The sequence below is a fragment of the Lachnoanaerobaculum sp. MSX33 genome (assembly GCF_000512995.1).
Lineage (GTDB): Bacteria > Bacillota > Clostridia > Lachnospirales > Lachnospiraceae > Lachnoanaerobaculum.
Window position 1 is genome coordinate 58,579 of sequence record NZ_AZXX01000060.1, and the last position, 19,235, is coordinate 77,813.

Here is a 19,235-nt window from a genome sequence, read left to right on the forward strand (position 1 = left end):
ATCTCAATTTGAGATCCCTTTCAATAATTCTCTCAACACTCTGGTCTCTTCCATTATCTGCTCATTCAGCTTCTCTATTTCATCCAAAATCTCTGATGTTGGTGGATATTCTACTGGAACATACTCCACTTCCTTGTATTTATTGATTGATAAATCATAATCTTTTTCTATGATTTCACTCTTCGGTACCATAAATGACTTATCTGTACGTTTTCTATCCTTTTCTCCATCAAGATTCTTAAAGCGGTCTATGATATCCGGTATGTCATTTTCTGCTACCGGTGTTCGCTTATCGTCAAGACTCTTACCGTCAGCTGTCATATCATAAAACCATACATTATCAGTTCCGCCATGATTAGTCTTTGTAAATATAAGTATACCTGTGGACACTCCCGCGTACGGTTTAAAGACTCCGGAAGGCATCGATATTACTGCTTCCAGCTTTTGATTTTCTATCAATTCTTTTCTTATAGCCTTATGAGCATTGGAAGAACCAAAAAGCACACCGTCAGGTACTATACAGGCACATCTTCCACCTATCTTTAGCATTCGTGTGAAGAGTGCAAGGAATAAAAGCTCTGTTTTTTTAGTCTTACATATTTTTAGAATATCTGTAGATACTATGTCAGCATCAAGGCTGCCCTTAAATGGTGGGTTTGCAAGTATAAGAGAGTACATATCCTTATCGGGGTTTTGATCGGATAGACTATCCCTATATTCTATACAAGGATTTTCTATACCATGAGTCATCATATTCATAGCACCTATACGAAGCATGGTTCTATCCATATCAAATCCATAGAACATGTTATTCATAAAATGTTCTTTATTCTTTTTGTCCATAAGTACTTCTTTTTTATACTTTTCCTTTAAGTACTCACCACTCATTACAAGAAATCCTGATGTACCGCATGCAGGATCACATATAGTCTCATTTGGCTGTGGATCCATCATTTCTACCATCATCCTTATGATATGCCTTGGTGTTCTAAACTGACCGTTTACACCTGACTGTGCAATTTTAGAAAGCAGGTACTCATATACATCTCCTCTTACATCCGTACTCTGTATCTTATCCATCATGGCATATATCTCATCCATGGCATCCACTATCTTTGAAAGCATTAGAGGTGTACTTACTTTAAATATAGCATCTCCCATATACTTACTGTAGGCGCTATTCTTATCACCGTGAAGATTTTTTATAAATGGAAACACCCATTCTTGCATTATACTGTACATTCTTTGTGCAGGAAAATCGTGAAAAACAGACCACTTAAGCTGTTCTCCTTCTACCTTTCTATCTCCTATCACTACCTCACCGTCGAAAATACTCTTAAAAGGTAATCCAAGCATAGATGCTTCTTTTGCTCTTATATTGTCGGCACTATCGATATCTTTGATGAACATCAAATATGTCATCTGTTCTACAACCTCGAGTGGATTTGTAATACCCCCTGTCCAAAATATCTCCCATAATCCGTCTATTTTATTTTTTAATTCTCCTGTCATAATTTCCCTTTCTGATTTTTAAAATATTTATTTTGATCTAAATTATTTTTTATTGTAAATTTGCTTCAATTTTTTTCTGGAAGTTTCCAACTTTGCTTTCAGGTCAGCTATCCTCTCAAGTTCCTCTTTGTATTTCTCCCCTATTATATTCTGTTCTTCCGGCGAAGGCAAAGGAATCTCAAGTTTTCTCAACTTTTCTAAAGAAATTGTTGGTATTACGCTGCCTACATATATACTTTTAAATAAAGCTCTTCCAAGCTCACTGTCAAAAAGTGCTTGCAAATAATATGGATTAACCTTTGTCTCATCTATTTCAAGAATAAACATATTTCCGGTTGCCAATATTTCCATACCTTCTGCTACCTTTACAACCGCTGATTTAAAGTCCGGTGATCCTGTCTTGGTCAAAACGATTGAATTATTTCTTATACAAAACTTTTTTACATTAGCCTGTATATCCTTTAAGTACTGATTATCCGTAAAGAAAATATCTCCATCACTGATGTTTGAAATCATTATATATCTATAAGGTGTGGGTTCACCTGCTCTATTTTCATCTAAATATGATGCTTTTACCTGTGCTCCCCTTGTTATACTCTTTACAATACTCGCAAGCTCCACTCCATCTTTAATCTCCGGCGCTTTATCCAAATATCTACTTGCATTAATAATATAATCATTTTCTGCAATCTCATGTATACTTATTGTTATAGATTTATTACTGTTCTTTTGTAATAATTCCATAATATCTGATATGTCATTGTCCGATAATATAGTTCTTCTTCCATCTTTTGTAAAATTCTCACCGGCATCAATCATCTTAATATTAGTGTTTCCATGACTGAAAATCACAAGAGTTGTTGCAATAGACGTTCCGGGTAGTAGTTTTGCCGGCAATAAAACTGTTGCTTCTATAAGACCGTTTTCAACAAAGTATTCCCTTATTTTTCCGTCTGTAGAATTCCATGTTGTTCCATTTGTCATAATGGCTACAGCCCTTCCATTCAATTTCATCTGCTCAACTAATTTCAAGTTAAATATCCAGTCTGAAGAAACTCTCTTTATATTATCCGGAAAATCCACAAAATCTTTTACAATATCTTCAATATCAGGAATAGAGATCATAAAAGGATAATTTGCAAAAAGCTTATCTACCTTCTTTTCCGCTTTGTATGTCATAGCATCATTTAAAACTAAAGATATATCCCTGTCCAATAGTGATGCCCTTATATTTGCAATAAAGTTAAACGCCATATTATACTCTATGCCGGTATATTTTAGATTTTCTCTTAATAATGCTAGCTCAATAAAAAAATTACCCTTGCCTGAACAAAGCTCCAATACACTATCATTTTCCTGTACATCCAATATCTTAGCAACCAGCTTTAATATTCCTCTTGGCGTAGATGACTCTTGGAAAACATCTTCTAAGTCATTATTAAATAACAGATATGCAAGGAGATTCTCTGCATCAAATCCATATACCTTTAATCTATCTAATACAGGCGATATCTCAGGAAAATAATAAATTAACTCACTTTTTATGCTGTCATCTACATCACAGATATTCTCAAACAATTCAATACTGTCAAGGTCTTTAATTTTGTCCTTAGCTACCCTGTACAATAAATATGCTAATACTGTTGAATATCTTGATTTATTATCACCTGATATTTTACGAAGCTCACTGCTTATAGCATCTGAAATATCTGAAGTATCAATCTTTTCCAATCTCTTAAGATATGATATATTCATGCCACTCCTTCTAGGTTTTTAATAACCTTTATTTTATAAGGTTATAATAAACCTAAAAAATACGAAAGTCAATCCTAGTTTTAAGGTTTTTAATAACCTTATGATTTTTACTGAGTATGATATTCTCTATAAGTTTATTACAAATACACGAATTATATTTACTTACAAGAAAAAGGTGCCTTATCTGACGACAAAGACACCTATATACAATTCGCTTACACCTGCCTATTAGTAGTTTTCATCCTTTACAGGCACCTCTTTATATTCATCGATATTTATCATATCTTCATATATTAGCATGTTGGAGTTATAAGATGATTTATGTATAAGCCAAAATTCTTTCATATACTTAAACCAAGATGCTCTTCGTATTTTTAAACTGGGAGCACCCAATCTTGCCGGAGCTTCTTCAAAATTATCAATGGTATAGATATATTTATCATTAGTTTTATTTAGAAGATAACATCCGGCTTTTTTATATAGATTATCTATTTCAGTATAAATATCTTTTATATTATAGTTCTTATCTTGTTTTATACTATCTTCATCAAGTTGTAATAATACTTTATACATTCATTCTCCTTTTTCTTTGCAAAAATACATATAGGCCTTCTGAAACTTAATAAAAGCACTAAATATATTATCTATTGTTATATCCCACTCCGGACATTTTTCTAGCTTTCTTCATCATCTTCTTCGTCTTCAAGCTGTTCTTCCCAGTCAGGTATCATATCTTCATATACCCATTCATCTTTAGAGTATTCATTATGTACAAGAAAAAATTTATCCATATATTTAAACCAAGGCAATTTCCTTATATCAAGACTCGGTACACCAAGTCTTGCCGGCGCTTCCTCTATATTATCAATAGTATAGATATACTTATTTCCATCATTTTCAAGAAGATAACATCCGGCTTTACGATAAAGAGCATCTATCTCTTTATAGATATCATTTAAATCAAACTCTTTATCTTTTTTTACCTGTTCTTCATTAATCTGTAGTAAAACTTTAAACATAATAGCTCCTTTAATCTTTAAAAATTTTAAATTTCAAAATATTGTTTTTGCAATACATTTCTTGAAAAAAATTTCAGCACAAAATTTTCTCCCCACATCTCCCCTCATTGTACTATAATCATAATATAAAATTCAGAAAGGACATTAAGATGAATTCAATAAAATCTTTCTTATCAAAAAACTTATTCGGTATGCTTATATGCTTTCTCATTGCTCTGCCGGCGTGGTTTCTGGGGAAGAGATTTCCTATAATCGGAGGGCCGGTTATTGCGATTATTGCAGGTATGATCATTACACTTTTTTGGAATGAGAAGGGCAGGGCAGGTGCCGGAATAAAGTTCACTTCAAAATATATTTTGCAGGCGGCTGTGGTTTTTCTGGGGTTCGGCCTTAACCTGAGTGTTGTACTTCAAACCGGCAGACAGTCGCTCCCTATAATCATATGCACGATATCCACCGCACTTATAATTGCCTTTATTTTACATAAGCTGATGAATATCCCCGGCAATATTTCAACTCTTGTGGGAGTAGGTTCTTCCATATGCGGAGGTTCCGCCATAGCGGCTACCGCACCTGTAATAAATGCCGATGATGACGAGGTAGCACAGGCTATATCGGTTATCTTCTTTTTCAATGTACTGGCCGCACTGCTTTTTCCTGTTTTCGGAAAGATGATGGGATTTGATACTCTGAGCGGAGAGGCTTTCGGAATATTCTCAGGCACTGCTATAAATGACACTTCATCCGTTACTGCCGCCGCTTCCACTTGGGACAGTATGTGGAGTCTCGGCACTCAGACTCTTGATAAGGCTGTTACTGTAAAGCTTACCAGAACTCTGGCAATCATCCCCATTACTTTGGTACTTGCAATAATCAATGCAAAGAAGTCAAATGATAATCAAAACGGTTTCAGCCTTAAAAGATCATTTCCGATGTTTATTATATTTTTTATTGTTGCATCCGTTATCACTACTATTGCTTTAAGTGCAGGTGTACCTTCACATTCATTTGCTCCTTTAAAGGATTTCAGCAAGTTTTGTATCATTATGGCAATGGCTGCAATCGGACTTAACAGCAATCTGATTAAGCTTATAAAATCCGGTGGCAAACCTATTATACTTGGCGGAATATGTTGGATAGGTATCACCACAGTAAGCCTTATAATGCAGCATATACTTGGTATATGGTAAAAAAAGTGTGCAAGCCCCAAAACTTGCACATTTTTTTAATTTATTATCACTTTATAAAGTATTACATCTCCATAATCTTTATAAACCTCGGTACTTCCATCCTCCAATAGGTATCTTACAACATCCGCCGCTCTTTCTCTGCCTTCCAGATACTCATCTTCAACACAGATATATTTTATATCCGCATAATGCAGATAATCCTTAAAATTATCAAGTGTTCTTACAACCGCTGAATTACCTCCACTTCCTGTAATATCTGTATAAGTCCTTATATCCGCACTCAATATTTTAAGTAAGTTATCCTCTGACAATAATAGTGTTCTCGGATTCCCCAATTTCATCAAATCCATATATACATCTACAAAGTTGCTGTCTGTATTTCCCAACACTTCTTTGTCGATATATATGTCATGATGATTATATATTCCAAGTTCTCTTATATACTTCGGACTTTCAGTAAGCCCTCTGATACCTGCCCAGTTTGTAACCCCCGTTATAAGAAGTGAAAATGCTATACATGGTATCAATGAATAGAATAAACTCTTAACCCCTGAATCTTCTACCAGAAAACAAACCGCAATGATCACCAAAGCAAACAACAATATGAAATAATTACCGTCTACCTGATTTAATATAAATAAGCTAAACAGACTGACCGTAGCACCTACTCCGAGAATAATCATTATATATGTGAATATATCTCTATTACTCTTATTCTTAATGCAGTATCTTACAGTAAATACAGCCAGGATTATAAATAATACAGTTATCAGTACGGTAGGTGAGGCTATATAAATATGCGTCTCATTTGTCGGTGATATGAAAAGCTGGAATAATCTGTAAAATATATCCACGCTCTCACCTGATGACATATTCATACCTGCACTTCTATAATCTCCGATAGTATAAGGATATTTTGTCTCTATTCCAAGCTTATACCATACAGAAGAATATACCGAAGTAATAATATGTCCGGTAAGTATATATGTTCTTGCATATACAAGTACAATTGCAACTATCGGAAGGACTGACAGGTAGGCAAATCCGAATAAATTTTTGATTTTACTTTTATTCTTTATAAGGTCTGTAACAAGATAAATAATATTTGCAATTCCTATACCTAAGCTGAACAATAGACTCGTAGGCTTATATATAATACTTGCAAGCAGGGCTATCAATGCAAATGTAATATAGTAACTATGTCTTTTTTTCACATACAGGCACATATTCAGTATTGATATCAGCTGCATTAATAATGTGATCATATCAGTCTTTGCAGATAATCCCATATTCATAATTGCAGGTGTCACGGATACCAGTACTACTGAAAGCCATGACTTATCATCTCTTTTTTCACTGCAGACTTTTACTATCTCAAATACCGTAAAAAGCACCATTATTGCACATATGTAAGAAAAACTCAGTACAAATCCGAAGCTTTTCTTTGTATTAAGTGCAAGTGTAAGTATCTCAAGTCCCTTCGGGTAAACATATACATCGTTTACGGTTCCCAGATTGTCATATATTCCGGTATTTCCGATAAGTACCGACAAACTTCTAAGTCCGTACCTTAAAGAATCATAGTCCAAAGTAATATTGATTCTTCCAATTTGCAACAGTATTGCTGAAAGTGATATTGCAGAACCTATGCAGAAAAAATTTTTATTTTCAAAATCTTTCTTTTTTTCTGTATTATTCTTTACTACCGGTACTATTATTTTGAAAAATCTCATCAAAATATAAGTGACTACAACAAGCATTGCAAGTCCCAGAGTAAAGTATCTTACTCCATTTTTTGAAGCAAGATGAAGTGCTGAAAGTACACATATGAAAATAATATATGTAAGACTTCCTGTACTAAAGCTGTTTAAATAACGGGCTATAATGCCATCTTCCACACAGCTTTTTCTCACCTTTACAAGCATTATTTCACCAAGCCAAATGAGCACCAATAGGAAGATACAATCTACTATAAAAGCGGTGGCGGCCTGATGTAAAATCATATATATCAGACTAAAAAATCCTATACCTATAAGTCTTATATAATTGTTTTTTACCAATCTTAATATCAGATAAAATATAACAAATAGCAATATATGTTCAAAATAAAGCATTTTTGTTTCCATCTCTCCGATATCAAATAATATATAAGTCTTTTCAGCCAATAAAGAAAAACTGTATATACTAAGGATGGCGGCACATATAAAAATAAGCAAATATCCTGTTTTCTTAATATTCATATATAAACTCCATACCTCTTGTAACACAAATCTTTCTCATCAAATTACCACCTATTTTCATCAATACTCTCCCTCTTCACCCTGTATTTTAAATTTTGTCTCTAATACCTAGAAAATGTCGAAAAAGTCATCGTCATCTTCAAAGTATTCATCATTATCTTCAAAAGAGTCTTCAAAAGAGTCATCAAAATTTTCATCTGTTCTATTTTCCCTTCCCTCATATAGTTTTACCATTTCAGGGTCGGGCTTTATTTTATATGACTTCGGTTCATACGGATCTATTTCGTATGGCTCTATTTCAAATGGCTTTACACTGTTTTTAAGTTCTTCTATAAATAAGCTTCTTTCTTGGGTAAATCCTTCAAATACCTTCGGCTCTTTCATATTATTTGTAAGCTTCTTATACAGTTCGTTTTCCGTGATATTATATCTTTTTGAAAACTTAGGTTTTGAGCCTCTTCTGAATATAATCTGATTTCCAAGTTTCATATTCAGGCAATCCTCCGTCATTATTCCGGCTCTCATTCCGATATTTCTTGCAGTATCCAAATCATTTGAACCCATATAGACATATGTATCACAGTTGTTAATAATGGTTGTAGCACTGTCATTTCCATAAAGTGATGACAATTGTGACTCCGACTGTATCAAAAGTGTCACCGAGATACCCTTTTCCCTGAATATTGAAATATACTGGTCAAATAAAGGTACCGGACATCCGGTTGCAAAGTCGTCCGCCAGAAAATGTATAGGTATTGGCAATACGCCTTCAGCCTGTCTTTCTCCAATTTCAAACAGCTCTTTAAATATATGTGCATAAAACATATTTATAAAACTGTTTAAGCTTGGGTTCACGGGACTTGTAGTCACAAACAATGCTCTCTTTTCCATTGCCAGCTTCTCAAAGCTTATCTTATTTTCCATCTTGAACATTCTTCTAAGCTCAGGTGTAAAGACATATCCGATGGCCGTATTTAATGTACCAAAAACACAACTTGCGGTTTTTATAGGCAATCTCCTAAAAGATTTCCAGTTAACCGTAGCAAAGTTAAAAGTGTTTGTCATTTCAAGCTCTAAAAAATCGTAATCATAATTAGTCTTTATCTCGCTTGTATCATCTTCAAAGCTAAGCTTATCAAGCATCTCAAGAACATCAATAAAACTCGGATTATCTTTTTTCATCAGTACATAGGATATAAATGCCGCAAAAAGTGAAGTAGCCGCCTCATCCCAGAACGGATCCGCATTGCTGTTTTCTTTTTTCTTATTTGCTGTGACAATGCTCTTAGCCACAAAGACTATATCCTGATAACTCTTGATAAAATCAAGCGGATCATAACCTATATTTCCGTTTTCAGGATGTACAAAGTCAAGATCCCAGACCTTATAATCTCTTTCTTCCAATAATGAAAAATATTTATTCACAATTCTTCTCTTTGTTACAGAAGTAATAATATTTCTGTTATATGATTCCAGAAGAAATGCTTCCGTTATGGAAAGGGTTTTACCCGAACCTGAACCTCCGACCACCAAAATATTATTGTTGATACCGGTTATATTACTGTCTGTAGAAAATATACAATCTTCGCCTTCACCTAAAATCACCCTGTCAATTTGGGATTGTATCTGCTTACCTTTTTTATCTCTCATTACCACTCCACTTCTTTTACAAAATCAATGACCTTTGAGAACTCTATTATTTCATCACATAAATTAAATGCAATTGCTTCATCGGGTGAGAAATAATGATCAAAATCAGTAGCTTTGTCAATCTCTTCTTCAGTTTTTCCTGTATGTTTTGCCAATAGACTGTTGATTTTCTTCTTCGTTTCAAGCATGCTGTCGGAAATACTCTTGATACTTGAAGCATTACCTGAAACTCTTCCACCAAGCATCGGTTGATGCAGCATAAGTTCACTATTTGGAAGCATATATCTTTTACCTGCACATGCCAAAAGCACCGCACCCATGCTGTAGGCTTTTCCCCTGCATATAATTCTTACAGGCGCTCTTGAGCCTACTATTGCATCATATATCAAAAGACCGCTGTTTATTTCTCCTCCGATACTGTTTATAAGCACTGTAATAGGCTCGTTTGACTCAAGATTCAGCTCCAATATCTTGTCGGTAAAATCGACAGCCGACTCATCTGTTATTTCACCGTTGATATTTATACATCTTTTACTGAAAAACTTTGCTTCCAGTGATACCTGTGTAATACCGCTGTTTGTCTTTATCAATGTACTTGTACTCATAATATCTCCTCTAATCAATGCCTGTTAAAGATCCGTCCACAGAGTTTCACTCTATGCTTATCTTAATTCCTATTTTTATCAGTTTCCTGCTACTGTTTCTCCTGTCCAGTCTTTGATACCTCCAAATTCATATACATTTGTATAACCCATATCATAAAGCTTTTGTGAAGCCTGTCTGCTTCTGTTTCCGCTTCTGCAATATACAAGTATCACCTGATCAAGGTCAGGAAGCTCTTCCGGCTGAGTATTTGTTATACTCTCATTAGGTATACATATAGCACCCGGAATATGTCCTGCTGCATACTCATCCTTGCTTCTTACATCGACAACGATATGTCCGTCTTCATTTGCCATCATCTGCTTTGCAGTTTCCTGATCAATATGTGTATAGCTGTCTTTTTTAGCTTCCTCACTTTCCTTCATAGTTTCCCCCGCTTTTTCACTTGTAGCTACACTGCTTGCAGCTGTTTCCTTTGCTGTAGTCTCCTGCATACTTGCATTATTTGAACATCCTACAACTGTGAGTAAAACTCCTGTTAATATAACTCCTGCTATCTTCTTCATATAAATAATACCTCTCTTATATTTGATTTCTTTCTGTACAATATATTAACATCACTATGTTACAATATCGCACATCTTCCATTATAGCATGAATTCATTTGTGTATCTATCAAATAAGTGCGAAGAACTCAACCACAAGCAGTTATTCTCAAGCAATGTCCGGCATCCTGCAATCTCCTTGGCTACCAACTTCATATGCTTCGAATTATCATAAATATATAATTCATCTATAAGCGACATTAATTCCTTAAGTTTTGACAATGAAACATAATATCTTCTTTTTATATCCTCCTCCGGAATACCATGTCCACCCATACTGACTCTATGGGCAACTCTTTGAATTGCCAACTCAGGACTGTTAAGTCCTACATAGTTCATAATTATCTTGTAGCCGAGTTTCTTTGCCTTCAGTATATTATTTAGCATACTTCTTCCGGTCAATGTGGTTTCCTGATTGAATGAAATGCATTTATTCATACAGTCTTTTATAATCTTTACAGCCATCTTCATTGCCTTGGCCTGATCGGATTTATTTCTCCAATCTCCACTATTGGATATTACGATTTCATCTGAATTTACTCTTACACCGAAATCATGATTTTCCTGTAGTAATATACTATATAAAGTTGACTTTCCTGCACCGTTTACTCCGGCAAATATCGTATATGTTGGCATAATTTTAATCCTCTACTATGTTTTATTTCTTGCGTTTCAAATAATCAAAAACTATTTCTTTTTTCCATTTATTTTTAGACAAATTCTCTTCCATAGCCATTGGAGAATCTGCTTCCATTGCAGCGCACATAGCCTGTGATACTCCTTCATATATAAGCTTTGTACCCCTATCATCATGTATATAGTTCACGGCTCTTTCTCTACGTATTCCAAACCTCTCAGCTTCTGCACATGCATCTATATTTGCTCCTATGAAGATAAATTCCCAGCCATACTCTTTCTGCTCTTTTTCAATCATCTTCTTAACCTGATCATAATTATAATTTATACTTGCATTTTCCATTCCGTCTGTTGTGATAACAAATATGGTCTTATCAGGTCTGTCTTCTTCCCTTGCATATTTATGAATATTGATTATATGTTTGATTGCACCACCAACTGCGTCCAAAAGTGCAGTCGATCCTCTTACAAAATACTCTTTATTTGTTATCTTATCCACTTTTTCAATCGGCACTCTGTCATGAATAACCTCGGTTCTATCATCAAACAATACTGTTGATACATATGCCTTTTCTCCCGTCTGTTTTTGCTTTTCAATCATTGAATTGAATCCTCCGATTGTATCAGCCTCAAGACCGCTCATTGATCCGCTTCTGTCCAAAATATAAACTATTTCTGTTAATGTCTTTTTCATAAGATTTCTCCTTTAAAATTGTTTTGTAAGCTTATGATACATTAATCGAAGTAAAAAAAGGTCAACCCTAAGGCGACCTTTTGCATTTAACTTGAAAGCGGTTCCAATCCAAAGTCAAACAGTACAATGTCTATTTTTATTACATTGTAATCTTTATTTTTTATAAAGTATTCCACCACCTTGTCGGTCTGTGAAATAGGTGAAAGTGCATATCCTGCAATTCTTAAAAAATCCACAGTCTCATCAATATTTAATCTAAGCCCTACTGCAAGTGCCAGTACTTTCTCTTTTGAAGGCTTTACCTTTCCCTTTAGAAGCTTTGAAAAATACTGCTTTGATATATTTGAAGTTGCGTAAACCTCGGAGTTTTTCAATCCCTTCTTGTTTATAAGCTGCTGCAAATGTTTTTCAAAAGATTCAGTATATATCTTCTTTAATACATCCTCCAGTGATTCTGAAACATTCTTAGCCTTCTTTTTTCTCAAGAAATCCGGTACGTTTAAAGCTGAAGTACTATACTCATATTGAGATTCTCCTACTCCTGTTTCAAATTCTTTCAGACTCGGATATGGAGGCTCTTTGTAACCGAAACATTCCTTATCATCTTCATATGCGTTGTAATCTTCATCCACAGGCAGATACTCTGTAGCATTTGCCGCAGCTACATAATCATCATCTATAAACTCTGTAACTTTATCCACCAGAGTACCGGATACCCGTACCGCATCACTTCCGAAAACCACAAGAAATATTTCTATTTCAAAATCTTTTAAAAATTCCGTGAAGGCTTCTACAGCTATAGCTACACCGATTTCTTCCGGAAATCTGTATGTACCTGTTGCAAGCAAAGGAAATGCTATGGACTTGCAATTGTTTTCAACTGCCATATGCAGCGCTTTATCATAGCACTGCCTAAGTATAGAAAGTTCGTTACTTCTTCCGTCCTTCCAAACAGGACCGCTTACATGAATAATGTATTTGGCATCAAGATTGAATGCAGGTGTAATACCGACATCTCCGGGATATAAATTTCCAAGCTTTCTTCGCTCCTCTAAAAGCGCTTTACTTCCTGCCGCATTATATATGGCGGTCTCAACTCCACGTCCGATAAAACCGTAAGGATTTACCGTATTTACAATGGCATCCGCTTTTACATTAGTAATATCATTTCTAATAATTTTAAAAGGCACTATACTACCTCCATTTATTTATATTCCAATTATATACTAATCTATCCGCTCATTCCACCTATATAAAGCCTCTTTACTTTTCATGCACCAGTTTACCGGTTATATGTTCAATACTCATTACATACATTTTCACTCTGCTGCCTGCGCTTTCAATTTCCTTTTCAATGGATTCCGGGCTTGGATAAAATCTTTTAGCAAGTCTTCTCAACTGATCATATATCTTTTCCTTGTCACTCACTTCTTCTACATGCCCCAGACATACAACACTTTTGAATGTATTTGCCCAGTCTCCCTCTTCTATATGGCCCTCATCTGTAGTTGTAAAACATACCTTGTTATCTTTTCCCAAAAGATCTACCTTAAGCCCCTGCAGTGCACCGTGAAAATATATTCTTCCTTCAGTTTCATCAAAATATTGATTTATCGTAACAGCATAAGGATATCCGTTCTCACCGTTCATAGCAATAACTCCTCTTGGTGCACTCCTTAGTATTTCAAAGCACTCCTCTTTTGACAGCTGCTGTTTAAATCTTCTCATTGCTCTAAATTCCATCTTATCTCCATTCAATTTTAAATATCTTAATTCATAAACAGGCCTATGGTAAAACCCATAAGCCTGTAATTTCTAGTTTTCTTTCTTTTTTCCAAGATTCAGTGATACTATCAACAGGAATGCACCCATTACGGTTCCTATAACTAATGCAATCAAATATATTACAGGATTTGTCACAGCACCTACCAAAACTGCAAACATTCCACCATGTGGAGCCCTTGATCTGCAATCAAAAATCATGCTGAGCGCACCTGCCACACCACTTGATAAAAACAGTGGCGGTATTACTCTTATCGGATTACTTGCCGCAAAAGGTATTGCTCCCTCTGTTATAAATGCAAATCCCATTACATAATTTACAAGAGCACTTCCTCTTTGTGTTTCAGGCCAAAGATTCTTATAAATCGTAGCTGAAAGTGCAATAGCAAGCGGCGGTATCATTCCTCCTACCATACTTGCAGCCATAACATCACTGCCTGCCGTTCCGGATGTTGTAACAAGCGCTGTTGCTGTAACATATGCAGCCTTATTTATAGGGCCTCCCATATCTATAGCCATCATGGAGCCTACAACAAATCCTAAGATAACCTTTTCTCCACCGCTCAAAGCTTCGATAAAATTCTTAAAAGATGTCATAATAAATGCCATCGGAGCATTTACTACAAATAGCATCAAAACACCCATTATAAATGATCCAAGTACAGGGAATAAGAATATCGGTTTTATTCCGTCAAGTGAACGTGGAATCCATGAGAATATATATCTGAGTGCGATAATAATACCGCCTGCCAAAAATCCGGCCACCAAAGCACCTAAAAATCCCGAAGGTGTGTAATTAAGCCATGCCACACTCTTTAATCCGAGTATACTTGGATCTGCCAGAATTCCACCTACCATACCGACTATAAATCCGGGTCTGTCGGCGATACTTCTTCCTATGAAACCTGCCAATATAGGTAGCATCATACTGAATGCAAGCTTACCGAGCACAAACAAAAGTTCAGCAAATTTATTGTAGCTTGGATCCTCCGGATTGAAAGCATTAATACCCCAGAAAAATGACAAAGCTATAAGTATTCCGCCTGCCACAACAAATGGAAGCATATTGCTGACACCTTCCATAAGATACTTATATATCTTACGTCCTACGCTCTCACCCTCTGTGCTTTCGCTACTGCTCTTTTCTCCACTATGATGATATATAGCTGCATTTCCGTCCAAAACGGTCTGTATCAATTCCTTAGGCTTATTTATTCCGTCAGCCACCTTGGTAAATAAAGTCGGATGTCCGTCAAATCTTGCGATTTCAACCTTCTTATCAGCCGCAACGATAATACCTACAGCTCTTTCAATATCATCTTTAGTAAGTTTATTTTCTACACCGATTTGACCGTTGGTTTCAACCTTGACATCAAGTCCCATCTCCTTTGCCGCTTCTTTTATCTTCTCTGCAGCCATAAATGTATGAGCAATACCTGTAGGACATGCTGTAACGGCAATAATATACTTCTTGTCTTCACTGCCGTTTTCTTCCTTAGGCTTCTCTTTTACCTTCTCGGTTGACTTTACAAAGTCCTCAAAGATTGTCTTTACCTCTTCCTTTGTGGTAGCATTGTCAAGCTTACCTTTAACCTCAGGATTCATAAGTGCTGTGGAAAGTGTAGCCAGTGCCTTTAAATGCTCATCAGCACCGTTTGCAGGAGCACAAATCATAAATATATGCTTTGCCGGCTGAGCGTCAAAACTTTCCCATTCAACTCCCTCATCACTTTTAGCATATATTATCATAGCCTTTTCAAAGCAACTTGCCTTGGCATGAGGTATTGCTATTCCGTCACCTACTCCGGTAGTTGAAAGTTCTTCTCTTCCCAAAAGAGCCTTATAAAACTCATCTTTATTTCCGATTATGCCTTCTTCTACCAACATATCAGTAAGCTTATTCAAGGCATCTTTTTTATCTTTTGCCGTAAAGCCGAACTGAATCAAGTCAAATTGAATAAGTTGTGTTAAATTCATTTTACCTCCTAAAATTATAGTACCTCATCAACCTTTATTTGAACTAAAAGTTCTTCTATCAGCTCTTTTTTACCTACTCCTGCAGAAAATGAAGTTGCGCCGCCTGCCGCTGATGCATACTTCAAACTGAGTCTAAAATCTTTGGTCTCATCATACTTTGCTACAAACATTGCAAGCATACTGTCACCTGCCGCTATAGTTGAGACAACCTTACCCTTTGCTATATTTGCGCCAAGGACCTCACCTGTAGATGTGAAAAGTATTGCCCCCTTACTTCCTCTTGAAACCAGTACATTTTGTGCACCCATTTCCTGAAGTTTTCCGGCATACTTTTTTATATCTTCAATGGTGCTTAACTCAACTCCAAACATTTCTCCCAGTTCAAATTCATTAGGCTTTACGATAAAAGGTTTGCATTTTAAAGTATTAAGGACCATATCCTTATTGCTGTCAACAACAAGCTTTGCCCCCTTTTGCCTTACCTTCTCAGCTATTTTTACAAAATCATCACTTTCCATACCCGGTATAATATTACCTGATAAAAAAACGGTATCCTCGCTGTTTAATCCTTCAAGGGTATTAAAAAACTCTTTTATATTTTCTGCACTTACCTTACTGCTTTGAGAGTTAATTTCAGTCTCGGTATCTGTTGTCAATTTGATATTAATTCTTGTAAATCCCTTTGTCTCAACGAAATCAGATTCTATTCCCTGTTTCTTTAATTCATTTTTTATAAAATATCCTGTAAATCCTGCTATAAAGCCCAATGCCTTACTTTCTTTACCGATATTTTTAAGCAAGAGTGAAATATTTATACCCTTTCCACCTACAACATAATCCGATTCTCCGGTTCTGTTTAACTTACCAAGTTCAAAATTTTCAACCTTGGTAAGCATATCTATTGCCGGATTTAATGTTATTGTATAGTACATCCGCCACCTCCTTAACTAAATGCAGAAAATACCTATATTTGAGCTACATTATAGCATAAATCTAAATCATACCTTTTCTCTTTATTTCCTCAAGCCATGACGGAAACTCTTCCAATAACCTGGCATAGAGCTCTTCATTTGATACCTTTTTAAAATCGTCCAATGCAAAAAATCCTGCATTGTCCACATATCTTCCGGTCATGGTATCCAGCTTTTCAAGTATACCGTAATTCTTACCGCCTACACCCACAAACTGCCAAAAAATCGGCAGATGTGAAGCCTCTGTGATGATATTTTGTATTTCTCTTTTTTGGTTTACACCTCCGTCTGTAATAAAAAGTACATAGGCAGGAATCTTAGTGTCTTTGTATTCATCCACTACCATTCTCATTACAATCGGCTCATTATTTCTTCCACCAAGATCCAGCATCAGATGTTTCCAATCTTCGGGAACTGCCGTCGTGTAGTTTTTTAAATTCACGCTGTTCATCTTCCTCGCTGTAGTTCCGTAAAACCAAAAATCAAGTTCTCCGTCATCATCAAACTGTACCGCCAAAGGCAATGTCTTATTTACAATAGACTGAACAGTGCCGTTCTTAAATCTAGGTACCATAGACCCTGAGATATCTAAAACAAGGCCTACTCTTGCAACTGTAGTCTCCAAATTCTTTTTCTTTAGCTCAAATACAAGAGGTTTTACAAGACTTACAAGCTCAGGTGCTTTCTCCATTTTCTTTTCAAGAGATACTTTTACAGGCTTCTCCACAACAGGCTCCTGTACCGGCTCACTTACTTCTTCCCCACCGAAGTATTTCAAAAGTGCAGACAGTCCGCCGTCAAATCCACTTGCCACGCAACCTATTCTCCAAACATCTTTGCGGTATATCTCCATAACAATAACCGCCTTTTCCTTGGAGAAATCATTTCCTCCAAGTGTCATTTCTATATCTTTAGCTACGGATTGATATACTTTAGTATCAAGACTATTCATCTCTCCCATAGTCTGAGTGCCGTCAATACTTACAGTAAATACCAACCTATTGATAAAATCGGGGATTGTTGACAGATTTAGAGTATACCTTACTCCATCAGCTATATTTTCAACACTTAGCTCAGCATTAGGACTTGTCCTTTGATTATAGAAAATCATATATCTGTCATCTGAAAGTTTTCCGTTTTCATCCACTCCAAAACAGCAAAAGTCATACTCTGCATTGCCTTTGACCTTCATATCAACAAAGATATTCTCATTTAGATTTACATGATTTTCAAGCTTGTCTTTCCAACCTTTTACCATATGTCCCCCTTATTTAAAATAAAATATTTATATTTCCATATAATAATATTCTGATAAAACCTATTAAAAATAAATGTGCCGGATAGTATATATAAAACAACCATTTCATGCTTTTATTGCTTCCGACTTCACCATTATACATTCTAAGCAGTGGTATGCACAAACAAATAAACAGCTGTAATACCGCATAAACCCTGTCGATGAATATAAAATAAACAGCCGCATATACTAAAGCAAAAATAATATAATCCACTGACTGCTTTTTAAAATCCCCTCTATGCATATACAAGAAAAAGGGAACCATAACTGCAATACATGACCAATCGGCAGGAAATGAAAGCAGGTTTGCAAGTATTATAAGGGCTACAGTTACAAAAGTAGGTAATTTATGTTTTTGCACTGCAAATATCAGAGTTGCTCCTATTGCAAGTGACCATATAACACTTGTCTGATTAAATATTCCGCTTTTAAACGGCAAAGAACTCAGTCCAAAGGCAAAGCTGTATGCAAAATGTGATATTACAGCAAATAAAAATAATCGCTTTATGTATTTTACAGAATCCTTAGTATAATAAAAACCCTCCGCTATAAAAAACCACATAATAGGAGCGGTAAGTCGTCCTATTATATGAAGTGCACATACAAACCATACCCTTTGAAGTCCCGGAAAAAGCAGCCATGTCAAGTGATCTATTGTCATTGCCACAACAGCAATTAACTTTAAATCACCTGTATTTAAGCCTCTTTCTTTTATTTTTGAAAACATAGTTTATGTTCCTTTCAATATTTACCATAATTTTATTCTATCATTTTAACTTTTTGATTTCCAGCTGAAATACAACTAATATTTTAGGCTTCCCTAACATTTTATCATAGAAAAAAACCTTAAATCATGCTATATTTATATATACATAATCTACGTTTATTATTGAATCTTTCATTTTCCTATATTGAAAGGATAAATTGTATGAATTCAGAAAAAATAGAAAAGAAAAGGCATGATGAATTACAGGCCGTAACTCGGATGATAGAAATATACTGTCGTGGGAAGCATGGCCATAATACCGCTCTATGTAAAGATTGTCAGAAGCTTATGGACTATGCACGCTCAAGAATTGAGCATTGTCCATTTATGGAAAGTAAAAGTTTTTGCAGTAATTGTAAAGTTCACTGTTATTCTCCTGATATGAGAGTAAAAATCAAGGAGGTAATGCGTTATTCAGGACCGCGTATCATGTTTTACCACCCAATCATGTGTATACAGCATGCTCTTACATCTTTAACAGCTAAATTAAAAATATAGCCTGAAGTTAGGTGTTCCAAATATGCTATATTTATTGATA

Annotated in this window: 18 protein-coding genes; 2 read left to right on the forward strand and 16 right to left on the reverse strand. The window is 35.4% G+C overall.

Annotation, left to right across the window (positions count from 1 at the left end):
* Nucleotides 1-3: 3 nt before the first annotated feature.
* The 4 genes from HMPREF1495_RS05245 to HMPREF1495_RS05260 form a co-directional block, all read right to left on the reverse strand.
* Nucleotides 4-1,512, reverse strand: a complete 1,509-nt coding sequence (locus HMPREF1495_RS05245) for a class I SAM-dependent DNA methyltransferase (protein ID WP_084544493.1) — start codon at nucleotides 1,510-1,512, stop codon at nucleotides 4-6.
* 42 nt (nucleotides 1,513-1,554) lie between these two features.
* Complete coding sequence (locus HMPREF1495_RS05250; protein ID WP_034212665.1) at nucleotides 1,555-3,267, reverse strand: N-6 DNA methylase; 1,713 nt, start codon at nucleotides 3,265-3,267, stop codon at nucleotides 1,555-1,557.
* A 228-nt stretch (nucleotides 3,268-3,495) separates the two neighbouring features.
* Nucleotides 3,496-3,840 carry a hypothetical protein gene (locus tag HMPREF1495_RS05255; RefSeq protein WP_007590848.1) on the reverse strand — a complete coding sequence of 115 codons (345 nt, stop codon included), beginning with the start codon at nucleotides 3,838-3,840 and terminating at the stop codon, nucleotides 3,496-3,498.
* Between the two features lie 101 nt (nucleotides 3,841-3,941).
* A complete protein-coding gene (locus HMPREF1495_RS05260) occupies nucleotides 3,942-4,286 on the reverse strand; it encodes a hypothetical protein (RefSeq protein WP_007590847.1) in 345 nt (114 codons plus the stop codon).
* A 149-nt stretch (nucleotides 4,287-4,435) separates the two neighbouring features.
* Between HMPREF1495_RS05260 and HMPREF1495_RS05265 the strand changes: the two genes are divergently transcribed.
* Complete coding sequence (locus HMPREF1495_RS05265) at nucleotides 4,436-5,476, forward strand: YeiH family protein (RefSeq protein WP_034212668.1); 1,041 nt, start codon at nucleotides 4,436-4,438, stop codon at nucleotides 5,474-5,476.
* Between the two features lie 35 nt (nucleotides 5,477-5,511).
* On the opposite strand, the gene HMPREF1495_RS05270 is transcribed toward HMPREF1495_RS05265, so the two are convergent.
* From HMPREF1495_RS05270 to HMPREF1495_RS05325, 12 genes are all read right to left on the reverse strand, one after another.
* Nucleotides 5,512-7,716 carry a hypothetical protein gene (locus HMPREF1495_RS05270; protein ID WP_034212670.1) on the reverse strand — a complete coding sequence of 735 codons (2,205 nt, stop codon included), beginning with the start codon at nucleotides 7,714-7,716 and terminating at the stop codon, nucleotides 5,512-5,514.
* A 108-nt stretch (nucleotides 7,717-7,824) separates the two neighbouring features.
* Complete coding sequence (locus tag HMPREF1495_RS05275) at nucleotides 7,825-9,366, reverse strand: type IV secretory system conjugative DNA transfer family protein (protein ID WP_034212671.1); 1,542 nt, start codon at nucleotides 9,364-9,366, stop codon at nucleotides 7,825-7,827.
* The gene (locus HMPREF1495_RS05280) at nucleotides 9,366-9,971 is read right to left on the reverse strand and encodes a ClpP family protease (RefSeq protein WP_034212672.1); all 606 of its coding nucleotides are present in this window, start codon (nucleotides 9,969-9,971) and stop codon (nucleotides 9,366-9,368) included. The genes HMPREF1495_RS05275 and HMPREF1495_RS05280 overlap by 1 nt, the downstream gene beginning before the upstream one ends.
* Nucleotides 9,972-10,049: 78 nt before the next feature.
* The gene (locus HMPREF1495_RS05285) at nucleotides 10,050-10,535 is read right to left on the reverse strand and encodes a rhodanese-like domain-containing protein (RefSeq protein WP_034212673.1); all 486 of its coding nucleotides are present in this window, start codon (nucleotides 10,533-10,535) and stop codon (nucleotides 10,050-10,052) included.
* An 81-nt stretch (nucleotides 10,536-10,616) separates the two neighbouring features.
* Nucleotides 10,617-11,210, reverse strand: coding sequence for a zeta toxin family protein (locus HMPREF1495_RS05290; RefSeq protein ID WP_034212674.1), 594 nt, complete (start codon nucleotides 11,208-11,210; stop codon nucleotides 10,617-10,619).
* Between the two features lie 22 nt (nucleotides 11,211-11,232).
* The gene (locus tag HMPREF1495_RS05295) at nucleotides 11,233-11,904 is read right to left on the reverse strand and encodes a vWA domain-containing protein (protein ID WP_034212675.1); all 672 of its coding nucleotides are present in this window, start codon (nucleotides 11,902-11,904) and stop codon (nucleotides 11,233-11,235) included.
* Between the two features lie 86 nt (nucleotides 11,905-11,990).
* Entirely contained in the window at nucleotides 11,991-13,094 is a 1,104-nt protein-coding gene (locus tag HMPREF1495_RS05300; protein ID WP_034212676.1) for a macro domain-containing protein, read from the reverse strand.
* 73 nt (nucleotides 13,095-13,167) lie between these two features.
* Complete coding sequence (locus HMPREF1495_RS05305) at nucleotides 13,168-13,647, reverse strand: pyridoxamine 5'-phosphate oxidase family protein (RefSeq protein WP_034212677.1); 480 nt, start codon at nucleotides 13,645-13,647, stop codon at nucleotides 13,168-13,170.
* A gap of 72 nt (nucleotides 13,648-13,719) precedes the next feature.
* Nucleotides 13,720-15,663, reverse strand: coding sequence for a PTS fructose transporter subunit IIABC (locus HMPREF1495_RS05310; protein ID WP_034212678.1), 1,944 nt, complete (start codon nucleotides 15,661-15,663; stop codon nucleotides 13,720-13,722).
* A gap of 14 nt (nucleotides 15,664-15,677) precedes the next feature.
* On the reverse strand, nucleotides 15,678-16,595 hold the full coding sequence (pfkB, locus tag HMPREF1495_RS05315; RefSeq protein WP_034212679.1) for a 1-phosphofructokinase: 918 nt from the start codon (nucleotides 16,593-16,595) through the stop codon (nucleotides 15,678-15,680).
* Nucleotides 16,596-16,656: 61 nt separating this feature from the next.
* A complete protein-coding gene (locus tag HMPREF1495_RS05320) occupies nucleotides 16,657-17,892 on the reverse strand; it encodes a VWA domain-containing protein (protein ID WP_034212680.1) in 1,236 nt (411 codons plus the stop codon).
* A 13-nt stretch (nucleotides 17,893-17,905) separates the two neighbouring features.
* Entirely contained in the window at nucleotides 17,906-18,658 is a 753-nt protein-coding gene (locus HMPREF1495_RS05325) for a TraX family protein (RefSeq protein ID WP_034212681.1), read from the reverse strand.
* Between the two features lie 201 nt (nucleotides 18,659-18,859).
* On the opposite strand from HMPREF1495_RS05325, the gene HMPREF1495_RS05330 reads away from it, so the two are divergent.
* Nucleotides 18,860-19,195, forward strand: a complete 336-nt coding sequence (locus tag HMPREF1495_RS05330) for a nitrous oxide-stimulated promoter family protein (protein WP_034212682.1) — start codon at nucleotides 18,860-18,862, stop codon at nucleotides 19,193-19,195.
* Nucleotides 19,196-19,235 lie beyond the last annotated feature (40 nt).

Excerpts from the sequence above, each read along its gene's own strand:
- HMPREF1495_RS05245 (WP_084544493.1), bottom strand. The coding sequence starts at position 1,512 with ATGACAGGAGAATTAAAAAATAAAATAGACGGATTATGGGAGATATTT.
- HMPREF1495_RS05250 (WP_034212665.1), bottom strand. The coding sequence starts at position 3,267 with ATGAATATATCATATCTTAAGAGATTGGAAAAGATTGATACTTCAGAT.
- HMPREF1495_RS05255 (WP_007590848.1), bottom strand. The coding sequence starts at position 3,840 with ATGTATAAAGTATTATTACAACTTGATGAAGATAGTATAAAACAAGAT.
- HMPREF1495_RS05260 (WP_007590847.1), bottom strand. The coding sequence starts at position 4,286 with ATGTTTAAAGTTTTACTACAGATTAATGAAGAACAGGTAAAAAAAGAT.
- HMPREF1495_RS05265 (WP_034212668.1), top strand. The coding sequence starts at position 4,436 with ATGAATTCAATAAAATCTTTCTTATCAAAAAACTTATTCGGTATGCTT.
- HMPREF1495_RS05270 (WP_034212670.1), bottom strand. The coding sequence starts at position 7,716 with ATGAATATTAAGAAAACAGGATATTTGCTTATTTTTATATGTGCCGCC.
- HMPREF1495_RS05275 (WP_034212671.1), bottom strand. The coding sequence starts at position 9,366 with ATGAGAGATAAAAAAGGTAAGCAGATACAATCCCAAATTGACAGGGTG.
- HMPREF1495_RS05280 (WP_034212672.1), bottom strand. The coding sequence starts at position 9,971 with ATGAGTACAAGTACATTGATAAAGACAAACAGCGGTATTACACAGGTA.
- HMPREF1495_RS05285 (WP_034212673.1), bottom strand. The coding sequence starts at position 10,535 with ATGAAGAAGATAGCAGGAGTTATATTAACAGGAGTTTTACTCACAGTT.
- HMPREF1495_RS05290 (WP_034212674.1), bottom strand. The coding sequence starts at position 11,210 with ATGCCAACATATACGATATTTGCCGGAGTAAACGGTGCAGGAAAGTCA.
- HMPREF1495_RS05295 (WP_034212675.1), bottom strand. The coding sequence starts at position 11,904 with ATGAAAAAGACATTAACAGAAATAGTTTATATTTTGGACAGAAGCGGA.
- HMPREF1495_RS05305 (WP_034212677.1), bottom strand. The coding sequence starts at position 13,647 with ATGGAATTTAGAGCAATGAGAAGATTTAAACAGCAGCTGTCAAAAGAG.
- HMPREF1495_RS05310 (WP_034212678.1), bottom strand. The coding sequence starts at position 15,663 with ATGAATTTAACACAACTTATTCAATTTGACTTGATTCAGTTCGGCTTT.
- pfkB (WP_034212679.1), bottom strand. The coding sequence starts at position 16,595 with ATGTACTATACAATAACATTAAATCCGGCAATAGATATGCTTACCAAG.
- HMPREF1495_RS05320 (WP_034212680.1), bottom strand. The coding sequence starts at position 17,892 with ATGGTAAAAGGTTGGAAAGACAAGCTTGAAAATCATGTAAATCTAAAT.
- HMPREF1495_RS05325 (WP_034212681.1), bottom strand. The coding sequence starts at position 18,658 with ATGTTTTCAAAAATAAAAGAAAGAGGCTTAAATACAGGTGATTTAAAG.
- HMPREF1495_RS05330 (WP_034212682.1), top strand. The coding sequence starts at position 18,860 with ATGAATTCAGAAAAAATAGAAAAGAAAAGGCATGATGAATTACAGGCC.